General features: G+C 68.6%; 10 protein-coding genes. 5 read left to right on the top strand and 5 right to left on the bottom strand.

Annotated elements, in window-relative coordinates:
* Nucleotides 1-186, top strand: a 186-nt coding sequence (locus D183_RS27895) for a hypothetical protein (protein ID WP_232757185.1), incomplete at its 5' end; no start/stop codon positions are given.
* Between the two features lie 166 nt (nt 187-352).
* Here the strand turns inward: D183_RS27895 and tyrS are convergent.
* Nucleotides 353-1,564: a tyrosine--tRNA ligase gene (gene tyrS, locus D183_RS0102525; RefSeq protein ID WP_017907599.1), complete on the bottom strand. Its 1,212-nt coding sequence runs from the start codon at nt 1,562-1,564 to the stop codon at nt 353-355.
* Between the two features lie 168 nt (nt 1,565-1,732).
* Here tyrS and D183_RS0102520 point away from each other — a divergent pair, with 168 nt between their 5' ends.
* Together D183_RS0102520 and D183_RS0102515 are read left to right on the top strand one after the other, a co-directional pair.
* A complete protein-coding gene (locus D183_RS0102520) occupies nt 1,733-3,187 on the top strand; it encodes a peptidoglycan DD-metalloendopeptidase family protein (protein ID WP_026144123.1) in 1,455 nt (484 codons plus the stop codon).
* 89 nt (nt 3,188-3,276) lie between these two features.
* Nucleotides 3,277-4,407, top strand: a complete 1,131-nt coding sequence (locus D183_RS0102515; protein WP_017907596.1) for an anhydro-N-acetylmuramic acid kinase — start codon at nt 3,277-3,279, stop codon at nt 4,405-4,407.
* A 15-nt stretch (nt 4,408-4,422) separates the two neighbouring features.
* Here D183_RS0102515 and D183_RS0102510 read toward each other — a convergent pair whose 3' ends face one another.
* The 3 genes from D183_RS0102510 to D183_RS0102500 form a co-directional block, all read right to left on the bottom strand.
* Nucleotides 4,423-4,650 carry a hypothetical protein gene (locus tag D183_RS0102510; RefSeq protein ID WP_026143529.1) on the bottom strand — a complete coding sequence of 76 codons (228 nt, stop codon included), beginning with the start codon at nt 4,648-4,650 and terminating at the stop codon, nt 4,423-4,425.
* Nucleotides 4,651-4,801: 151 nt separating this feature from the next.
* Nucleotides 4,802-6,169, bottom strand: a complete 1,368-nt coding sequence (locus D183_RS0102505; protein WP_017907594.1) for an AmpG family muropeptide MFS transporter — start codon at nt 6,167-6,169, stop codon at nt 4,802-4,804.
* Entirely contained in the window at nt 6,166-6,966 is an 801-nt protein-coding gene (locus D183_RS0102500; protein ID WP_017907593.1) for an exodeoxyribonuclease III, read from the bottom strand. The genes D183_RS0102505 and D183_RS0102500 overlap by 4 nt, the downstream gene beginning before the upstream one ends.
* A 129-nt stretch (nt 6,967-7,095) precedes the next feature.
* Between D183_RS0102500 and pyrE the strand changes: the two genes are divergently transcribed.
* Entirely contained in the window at nt 7,096-7,755 is a 660-nt protein-coding gene (gene pyrE / locus D183_RS0102495; protein WP_017907592.1) for an orotate phosphoribosyltransferase, read from the top strand.
* An 18-nt stretch (nt 7,756-7,773) separates the two neighbouring features.
* Nucleotides 7,774-8,445, top strand: coding sequence for a hypothetical protein (locus D183_RS0102490; RefSeq protein ID WP_051067599.1), 672 nt, complete (start codon nt 7,774-7,776; stop codon nt 8,443-8,445).
* 49 nt (nt 8,446-8,494) lie between these two features.
* On the opposite strand, the gene D183_RS0102485 is transcribed toward D183_RS0102490, so the two are convergent.
* The coding region (locus D183_RS0102485) for a phosphomannomutase/phosphoglucomutase (RefSeq protein WP_017907590.1) at nt 8,495-10,012 on the bottom strand (1,518 nt) is incomplete at its 5' end.

Raw genomic sequence — 10,012 nt, 5'->3', positions numbered from 1 at the left:
TCGAAGCGAGCCGGCCATATTAGCCGACTTTTTCACTTCGTCAACACCTTTTTGAAGAGGTTTTTGACGCCCTTGCCGCGTTGCCGTGAAGGCGTTGCGTCAGGGGAGGGAAAGTATGGCCTCAAATCGCCCGCTTGGGAAGAGGGCGTGAAAACTTTTTTCACTCTCCCGTCGCGGCAAGCCTGATGGTGGTCATCAGGCCCCGCTGGGGCCATCCCTACCTGGAAGTAGCGACGCCTCTGTCGGTAGGCAGACCGACTACAGGTCGACCGCTATCTATATAGAGCATGCACCGCACGCATGCCCTCGGGCTCCCGCCGCTGCGGACCAGCCGCAGTGGCCGGGTGCGGCCTCACCCGGCGATCAGTTGCACCCGGGCAAACGTCCGCTTGCCGACCTGCAGCACGCCTTCGAAGCCCGGCGCGAAGCTCTGCTGCGGATCCTCGACCACCTCGCCAGCCACGCGCACCGCCCGCTCCTTGAGCTTGCGACTTGCCTCGGAGTTGCTGGCGGTCAGCCCCGCGGCGGTCAGCAGCGCGGCGATCCGCAGGCCTTCCGCCGGCACGGCGACCTGCTGCAGCGGCAAGGCGCTGGTGTCGCCCTGCCCGGTTACCACGGCGTGCCAGCCGACGATGGCCTGCTCGGCGGCGGCGGCATCGTGGAAGCGGGTGGTCAATTCGCGCGCCAGGCGCAGCTTCACTTCGCGCGGATGCAGACTGCCGGCCTGCACCTGCTGGCGCAGCGCCTGCGCTTCGTTCACGCCGATCTCGAAGGACAGCAGTTCGATCCAGCGCCACATCAGCTCGTCGCCGATCTTCATGGTCTTGGTGACGATGTCGATCGCCGGTTCGCTGATGCCGATGTAGTTGCCCAGCGACTTGGACATCTTGTTGACCCCGTCCAGGCCCTCCAGCAGCGGCATGGTCAGCACGATCTGCGCCGGCTGCCCGTAGTGCTCCTGCAGGCCGCGGCCCATCAGCAGGTTGAACTTCTGGTCGGTGCCGCCCAGTTCGACGTCGGCCTTCAGCGCCACCGAGTCGTAGCCCTGCACCAGCGGGTACAGGAACTCGTGGATGGCGATGGACTGCTGCGCCGCGTAGCGCTTGGCGAAGTCGTCGCGCTCGAGCATGCGCGCCACGGTGTGCTGGCCGGCCAGGCGGATCATGTCGGCCGCGCTCATCTGCCCGAACCATTCGGAGTTGAAGCGGACCTCGGTGCGCTCCCGGTCCAGCACCTTGAACACCTGCTCCTCGTAGGTGCGGGCGTTGGCCAGCACGTCCTCGCGGGTCAGCGGCTTGCGGGTGACGTTCTTGCCGGTGGGGTCGCCGATCATCCCGGTGAAGTCGCCGATCAGGAAGATCACCTGGTGTCCCAGGTCCTGGAACTGGCGCATCTTGTTCAACAGCACGGTGTGACCGATGTGCAGGTCCGGCGCGGTGGGATCGAAGCCGGCCTTGATCCGCAGCGGGCGGCCGCTGCGCAGGCGGGCCTCCAGTTCTTCACGCTTGAGGATTTCGTCGGCACCGCGGCCGATCAGGACAAGGGACTCTTCGATCGTGGACAAAACAGGAACTCCGGCGAGTGGCTTCAACAAACGTGAATGGCGTTAAGAGCGAGTTAACCGTGCAGCCAGGTGAAAATTCGAGCCGGCTCAATGGTTTGACGCGCTGTGGAACGATGTTTATGGTAGCCGAGTTTTGAGCTCGCGCTTCGGGCTCGTGAGGAAGCCTTGATGCCCAACAGTGATCAGGAACGCGCGCGCCGGCAGCGGTTCCAGCAACGCCTTCACGTTCTCCACGACACTGCGCTGCATCGCAAGTTGAAGGAACATCTTCCCGCCGGCCGCTGGACGCGCCGCCACTGGATCCACGCCAGCCTGTTCGCCACCATCGGTGCGATGGTCGCCACGATCGTCCCGGGCTTTTCCAACGCCATCGACGTGCCGCTGCAGACCACGCAGGCGACGCTGGCGCTGCCGTTGCCGCCGATCTCGCTTGCCCAGCAACAGCAGGCCGCGATCACCGACAACTGGCAGGTGGTGCGGATCGAGTCCGGGCAGACCCTGGGCTCGGTGTTCGAGAAGCTCGGCCTCCCCGCCACGGTGATGCAGCGGGTGCTGGACCATCCGGGCACCCATGACGCGCTGACCAAGCTGCGCCCGGGCGCGGAAATCGGCTTCGACCTGGCGACGACCGGCGACCTGCGCGCCCTGCGCTTCGACCGCGATGCCACCCATCGGGTGGAACTGTCGCTGCTGGACGACGACATCAAGGAAAAGGTGATCGAGCGCGAGACCAGCACGCGCACCGTGGTCACCAGCGGCGAGATCACTAGCTCGCTGTACGTGGCCGCACGCAAGGCCGGACTGTCGCCGTCGGCGATCGCGACGATGACCGACGAGATCTTCAAGTACGACATCGACTTCGACAAGGACCTGCAGCCGGGCGACCGCTTCAGTGTGGTCATGGACGAGACCTGGCGCGAAGGCGAGCGCATCGACACCAGCAAGATCCTGGCGGCGACCTTCACCACCCGCGGCAAGACCTACAGCGGCTTCCGCTTCGAGCGCGGCGGCAAGCCGGCCGAGTACTTCGACGTGACCGGGCGGCCGCTGAAGAAGAGCTTCATCCGCATGCCGGTGTCCTACAGCCGCATCAGCTCCACCTTCGGCGCGCGCAAGCACCCGGTGCTGGGCACCATGCGCATGCACAAGGGCATCGACTACGCGGCGCCGACCGGCACCCCGATCATGGCCGCCGGCGATGCACGGGTGCAGTTCGTCGGCACCCAACGCGGCTACGGCAACGTGGTGATCCTGGATCACGGCAAGGGCTACAGCACGCTGTACGGGCACATGTCGCGCTTCGGCGGGATCAAGGCCGGCCAGCGCATCAACCAGGGCACGGTGATCGGCTACGTCGGCATGACCGGCATGGCCACCGGTCCGCACCTGCACTACGAATTCCGCGTGGACGGGGTGCAGCGCAATCCGGCCTCGGTAACGATGCCGCCGCCGACCCCGCTGGCCGGCGCCGAACTGGCCGCGTTCCGTGCGCAGACCTCGCCGGCGCTGGCACGCATCCAGCGCGTGGAGAAGCTGATCTACGCCGATGCCGGCGAGCCAGGGGCGAAGAAGAAGAAGGTCGTCGCCTCGTCCAAGGCCGCCACGTCGCACGACGCCGGCTGAGCACCGGCAGCCGGTTCCGCCGCGCCGCGCATTGACGGGCGGCGGCGCCTGGCCCACGCTGCGGCGCCGACCGCCGCCTGGTGTCTTGCATGCCCTCGCCTTCCGCCGTTCCCGACGACGCCCTGTTCCTGGGCCTGATGTCCGGCACCAGCGCCGACGGCATCGATGCCGCGCTGGTGCGCTTCGGTCACGACGGCAACCCGCATCTGCAGTTGGGCCGCACCTATGCCTGGGCACCGCAGCAGCGCGCGGCGCTGATCGCGCTAGGCGAAGGCGGCGACATCGCCTCGCTGGACGCGCTGGGCCAGCTCGATGCCGAGGTCGCGATCGCCTTCGCCGAGGCGGCGTTGCGCCTGCTCGACGACGCCGGGGTGACGCCGGCCGCGGTCCGCGCGATCGGGTCGCACGGGCAGACCGTGCGCCATCGCCCGCTGGCCGACCCCGCTTTCACCTGGCAGCTCGGCGACGGCAACCGCATCGCCGAACTGACCGGCATCGCCACGGTCTGCGACTTCCGCCGCCGCGACGTCGCCGCTGGCGGCCATGGCGCGCCGCTGATGCCGGCCTTCCACGCGGCGATGCTGGGGGCCGCGCACGAAGACCGGGCCGTGCTCAACCTCGGCGGCATCGGCAACCTGACCTTGCTGCCGGCGCACGGCGCGGTGCGCGGGTTCGACACCGGCCCGGCCAACGCACTGCTCGATGCCTGGTGCCAGCGCCATCGCGGCCAGCCCTACGATGCGGGCGGCGCGTTCGCCGCCAGCGGCGCGGTCGACGCCGACCTGTTGCAGCGCCTGCTGGCCGATCCGTGGTTCGCGCTGCCGCCGCCCAAGAGCACCGGGCGCGAGCAGTTCCACCTGCGCTGGCTGGAAGCCTGCCTGGACACGCCGTCGCCGGCGCCGGCCGCGGTGCAGGCGACGCTGTTGGAACTGACCGCGGCCACCGTCGCCGACGCGCTGCTGGCGCAGCAGCCGGCGACCCGGCAGTTGCTGGTGTGCGGCGGCGGCGTGCACAACCCGCTGTTGCTGGCGCGGCTGCAGGCGCGCTTGCCGGGGGTGCAGGTGCACTCGACCCAGGCGCAGGGCCTGGACCCGGACTACATCGAAGCGATGGGCTTCGCCTGGCTGGCGCGACAGACCCTGGCCGGGCTGCCGGGCAACCTGCCGTCGGTCAGCGGCGCGCGCGGGCCGCGCATCCTCGGCGCGATCCACCCCGCGTAAGCGAGGCGTCGGGATTCAGAAGCCGCTGCCGGCCGGCAGCGCGCGCAAGGCCGCGATCGCCTCCGAGAGCGCATCCACCTCGCGGTGCTCGAACCCGCTGCGCACGTCGTGCTCGCTGGAGAACAGGCCCTGCTCGATCAGCGCCAGCACCGCCTGGCGCTGGGTCCAGCCGCGCGCGACGGCGATGCGGCGTATGCGTTCGAGCAGGAACGGGTCGATATCGCGCAACACAAGGTCGCTCATGCGGACTCCCGGGCGGCGGCGCACGCGTGCGCCGTTGCCCATCATCCCCGTCCGGGGACGGCCTTTCAATCGCTGGACGGCAATGGCTGTGAGGGAGTTGCGGATGCGCGCCTCGTACACACGCGGCTGCTATGGCCGAGAAACCCAGCGGTCAGGGCGTTTTCTGCACGCCCTCCTCTTCCCTCATTCGTGGCTCACGCCAGATGAGCCAGATGATCATCGGTAACGCAAGGATGCCAATCGCAGCGGTATAGACAAAGAACGGAGGATAGCCCCAGGCGTCCACGATCTTGCCCCATTGACTGGCGATCGACTTGGCGGGAAGGCTCCACAGGGTTCCGAACAGAGCGTATTGCGTCGCCGTGTAGTTCGGACTGGTCAGCGATGACATGTAAGCGATGAAGGCCGTCCCGGCGATACCGTTGGCCACGTTGTCGGCGCTGATCGCAGTCGCCAGCCAGGCGATCCCGGGGTGGATGCTGGCGATATGCGCGTAGATCAGGTTGGCGCCACTAAGCAGGACCAATCCGATCAGCAACGTCCGCGCTATGCCGTAACGACGGACCAGGATGCCTGCCAGAAAAGCGCCGACGATCGTCATGAGGATCCCATAGACCTTGGAGACCAATGCGATCTGTTCCAGCGTAAACCCCATGTCCAGATAGAACGTATTGGCCGCAACGCCCATCGTGGTGTAGTTGAGTCGGTAGGTGATCACCAGGGAAAGGGACAAGATGCCCACCTTCCAGCCCATCCGCGCGAAGAAGTCGACGAACGGGCAGATCACGGCACCGATGCACCAAGCAACCGTCGCTCTGATCCACGCCGGCCAACGCTGCGCGCGCGTGCGGAGCGCCTCCACCATGGGTTCGATCGGACGTATTGGACCGCTGGTGCCCGTCATGGGTTCGGCAATGCAGAGCGTCGTGACAAGACCGACCAATCCGCAGACCGCCATGATCAGGTAGGACGCCTTCCAGCCCAGTTCTGCCGCCAAGGTCAGGGCACCGGCGCCGGTACAGATCAGCGCCAACTGGTAGCCAGCCTGATAGGCGGCGACCATCGCGCCTTGCGTATCAGCCTGAGCCGCCTCGATTCGATAGGCGTCCACGACAATGTCCTGGGTTGCCGCGGCGAAAGCAGTGCAGACGGCAAGCAATGCCACCGCGCGCGCGTCCAGCGCGGGATTGGCCAGCGCGAGTGCGACCAGGCCGGCAACGACGCCGATCTGTGCAACCAGCATCCAGCTACGCCGCCGACCAAGTCGCGAGAGAACCGGGATCGGCAGACGGTCCACGATCGGCGACCAGAAGTACTTCAACGAGTACGCCAGCCCGACCAGACTGAAGTAGCCGATGGTGGTCCGGTCGATGCCGGCCTGGCGCAGACGCGCCGACAGCGTGGTCAGCACCAATGCGAACGGCAGCCCCGAGGAAAATCCCAGAAACAGCATCGCCCGCACCCGCGGGTTGGCGTATACGTCCAGCGACCGCCACCAAGCGCCCAGTGCTCCGATCACGTGCGGTAGTCCACCGTGAACGGCGCGTGGTCGGAGAAGCGCTGCGCGGTATAGATCGAACAGCCCTGCAGGCGCTCGCGCAGGGTCGGGGTGACGAACTGGTAGTCGATGCGCCAACCGACGTCGTTGGCGCGCGCCGCGCCGCGGTTGCTCCACCAGGTGTAGTCCTGGCCGTCCGGATGCAGCGCGCGGTAGGCGTCGACCCAGCCGCGGCCGCTGGCCGGGTCGGCCTCGTCGGCGCGGTCGGCGCACAGGCCGTTGAGCCAGTCGCGCTCGGCCGGCAGGCAGCCGGAATTCTTCTGGTTCGACTTCCAGTTCTTGATGTCCAGCGCCGAGCGCACGATGTTCCAGTCGCCGCACAGCACGTAGTCGCGGCCGCTGTGCAGCCACTCCACCAGGATCGGCCGCAGCCAGTCCATGACCTGGAACTTGTAGCCCTGGCGCAGCTCGCCGGAGGACCCGGAAGGAATATAGAAGGACACCACGCTCAGGTTGCCGAAGCGCGCCTCGATGTAGCGGCCCTCCTCGTCGAACTCGGGCCAGCCCAGCGCGGTCCGCACCTCGTCCGGCTCGCGCTTGCTGTAGATGGCCACGCCGCTGTAGCCCTTCTTGGTGCTGGCGTCGCGGAACCAGACCCGGTAGCCGTCCGGCAGGAACGCCGGCCCGGCCAGCTGATGCTCCTGCGCCTTGGTCTCCTGCACGCACAGCACATCCGCCTGCTGGGTGGCGAACCACTCGAAAAAGCCCTTGGTGGCGGCCGACCGCAGGCCGTTGGCGTTGAAGCTGATGATGCGCATGGAAGAGCCGGGAATGGGGAAAGGGGAATAGGGAATGGTGAAAAGCATAGCGGTTGTTCCGTCTTCGCGGTCCTGCTGGGGTACGCTTTATCGATTCCCTATTCCCGTTTCCCCATTCCCGGCCCCCCAATGACCGACTACCGGCACCGTTTCCTGCAACTGGCCCTGGACGTGGAGGCGCTGCGCTTCGGCGAGTTCACGCTGAAGTCCGGGCGCCTCAGTCCGTATTTCTTCAACGCCGGCCGCTTCGACTCCGGCGCCAGCATGGCGCGGCTGGCGGCGTGCTACGCCGATGCGGCCGACGCCGCCGGGCTCGACTTCGACCTGTTGTTCGGCCCGGCCTACAAGGGCATTCCGCTGGCGACGGCGGTGGCCTGCGAATACGCGCGGCGCGGGCGCGACCTGCCGCTGGCGTTCAACCGCAAGGAAGCCAAGGCGCACGGCGAAGGCGGCAGCCTGATCGGCGCGCCGCTGGCCGGCCGCCGGGTGCTGATCGTGGACGATGTGATCACCGCCGGCACCGCGATCCGTGAAGCGCTGGGCATCATCCGCGCCGCCGGCGGCGAACCGGCCGCGATCCTGGTCGCGCTGGACCGCCAGGAGATCGCCGCCGAGGACGACCGCCGCTCGGCGGCGCAGGCGGTGGCCGCCGAGGCCGGCGTTCCTGTGGTCTCGGTCGCGCATCTGGGCGATCTGCTTGCATTCATCGACGGAAACGCAGACCTTGTCGGCTTCCGCGAACCGCTGCTGGCCTACCGGGCCCGCTACGGCTGCGCTTCGTCTGGCTGACAGCAGGGGGCTGCCACGATGCCGATCCGATCACGCACTCGCGTCCTGCCGGCGCTGTTGGCGCTGCTCGCCTTGCCGGCCGCCGCGCAACAGGCGTCGGCGCCGTCCAAGAAGCTGTACTGCTGGAACCAGGGCGGCCAACGTACCTGCAGCGATGCGTTGCCGCCGGAAGCGGTGAACCAGGCACGCGACGAGTTCAACGCCACCAGCGGCATGCGCAGCGCCGAGGTCGGGCGTGCGCTGAACGCCGAGGAACGCGCCGCGGCCGCCGCCGACGCCGCGCAGCAGCGCGCCGACCAGGCCGCGCTGGAGACGCGCAAGCGCACCGACCAGGCGATGCTGCTGTCGTACCAGACCGAGGACGAACTGCGCCGGGTGTTCGCCGAGCGCATCGGCATCGTCGACAACAACATCCAGACCGCGCGCTACAACGTGGAGAGCCTGCGCCAGGGCCTGATCGGCCTGCTGTCCGGCGCCGGCGCGCGCGAGCTGGCCGGGCAGAGCGTGCCGGCCAAGACCGCCGACGACGTGCAGCAGCGGCACCGCGCCCTGCTGTGGCAACTGCGCATGCAGAAGAACTTCGAACAGCAGCGGCTCGGCCTGGATCAGGAAATCGAGGACGTGCTGCAGCGCTATCGCGCGGCCCGGGGCAACGGCCCGGCACAGTCCGCGACCACCGCCGGCGGCTGAGCCATCGCACACGCCGGCGCCCGGACCAGGCCGGGCCCGCGACGCCGCCTCAGAAGGTCGGCGCCAGGCCCGGCAGCACGGCCTGCAGCTGGGCGCGGAACAGCGCCTTGATCCGCTCCAGCGCCGCCGCGTTGTCGGCTTCGAAGCGCAGCACCAGCACCGGCGTGGTGTTGGAGGCGCGCACCAGGCCCCAGCCATCCGGGAAGTCGGCGCGCAGCCCGTCGATGGTCAGCAGCCGCGCGCCGGCGAACGGCGAGCCCTCCTGCTGCGCCTGGGCGACCAGCTCGGCGACCAGCGCATGCGCGTCCTGCCCGTCCACCGGCAGCTTGATCTCCGGCGTGGCCACGCTGTCGGGCAGTTCGGCCAGCACTTCCGACGGCGATCCCTCGCGCTGTGCCAGGATCTCCAGCAACCGTGCCGCCGCGTACAGGCCGTCGTCGAAGCCGTACCAGCGCTCCTTGAAGAAGAAGTGGCCGCTCATCTCGCCGGCCAGTTCGGCATCGGTCTCGCGCATCTTCGCCTTGATCAGCGAATGCCCGGTCTTCCAGACCAGCGGGCTGCCGCCGTTGCGCAGCACGTAGTCGGACAGCTTGCCGGTGCACTTGACGTCGTAGATCACCAGCGCGCCGGGGTTGCGTTGCAGCACGTCGGCGGCGAACAGCATCAGCAGGCGGTCCGGGTAGATCACCGTGCCTTCCTTGGTGACCACGCCGAGGCGGTCGGCGTCGCCGTCGAAGGCCACGCCGAGGTCGGCATCGAAGCGCCGCACCGTCTGCACCAGATCCTCGAGGTTGTGCGGCTCGCTGGGGTCGGGATGGTGATTGGGGAAGGTGCCGTCGACGTCGCAGTACAGCGGCACGACCTCGGCACCGATCGCTTCCAGCAGGCGCGGCGCCAGTTCGCCACCGACGCCGTTGCCGGCATCGGCCACCACCTTGAGCGGGCGGTCCAACTGCACGTCGTCGGCGATACGCTGGATGTAGTCGTCGCCGACATCGCGCTGCTGCAGCCGGCCCGGCTCCTCGGCCGTGGGCAGGCGGCCGGCGCTGATCCGCGCGTACAGGTCGGCGATGGCGGCGCCGGACAGGGTCTCGCCGCCGACCACGATCTTGAAGCCGTTGTAGTCGGCGGGGTTGTGGCTGCCGGTCACCGCCACGCAGCTGCCGGCGCGCAGGTGATAGGCGGCGAAGTAGACCACCGGGGTCGGCGCCAGGCCGATGTCGGTGACGTGGCAGCCGGCGCGGCGCAGACCTTCGATCAGTGCGGCCGACAGCTCCGGCCCGGACAGGCGGCCATCGCGGCCGACCACCACCTCGTTGAGCCCCTGCTCCTGCATCACCGCGCCGATCGCCTGGCCGATCAGCCCCGCGACCTGCGGGCTGAGGTCGCGCCCGACCACGCCGCGGATGTCGTAGGCGCGGAAGATCTCCGGCGCCACCGTGAACGCCGGCACCGGCTTGGCCGGCGCGGTCTCCTCGGCGGTGGACGAAGGCGGCGGGGGCGGCTCCTGGCGTTGCAGGCTCTGCTGCAGGGTGTGTTCTTCGGCCACCGCCGGGCCGGCGCGGCA

The organism is Xanthomonas sp. SHU 199 (genome assembly GCF_000364665.1).
GTDB classification, from domain to species: domain Bacteria; phylum Pseudomonadota; class Gammaproteobacteria; order Xanthomonadales; family Xanthomonadaceae; genus Xanthomonas_A; species Xanthomonas_A sontii.
The sequence above is the reverse complement of the archived record's forward strand: the minus strand, read 5'-3'. Positions and strand labels throughout refer to the sequence as shown.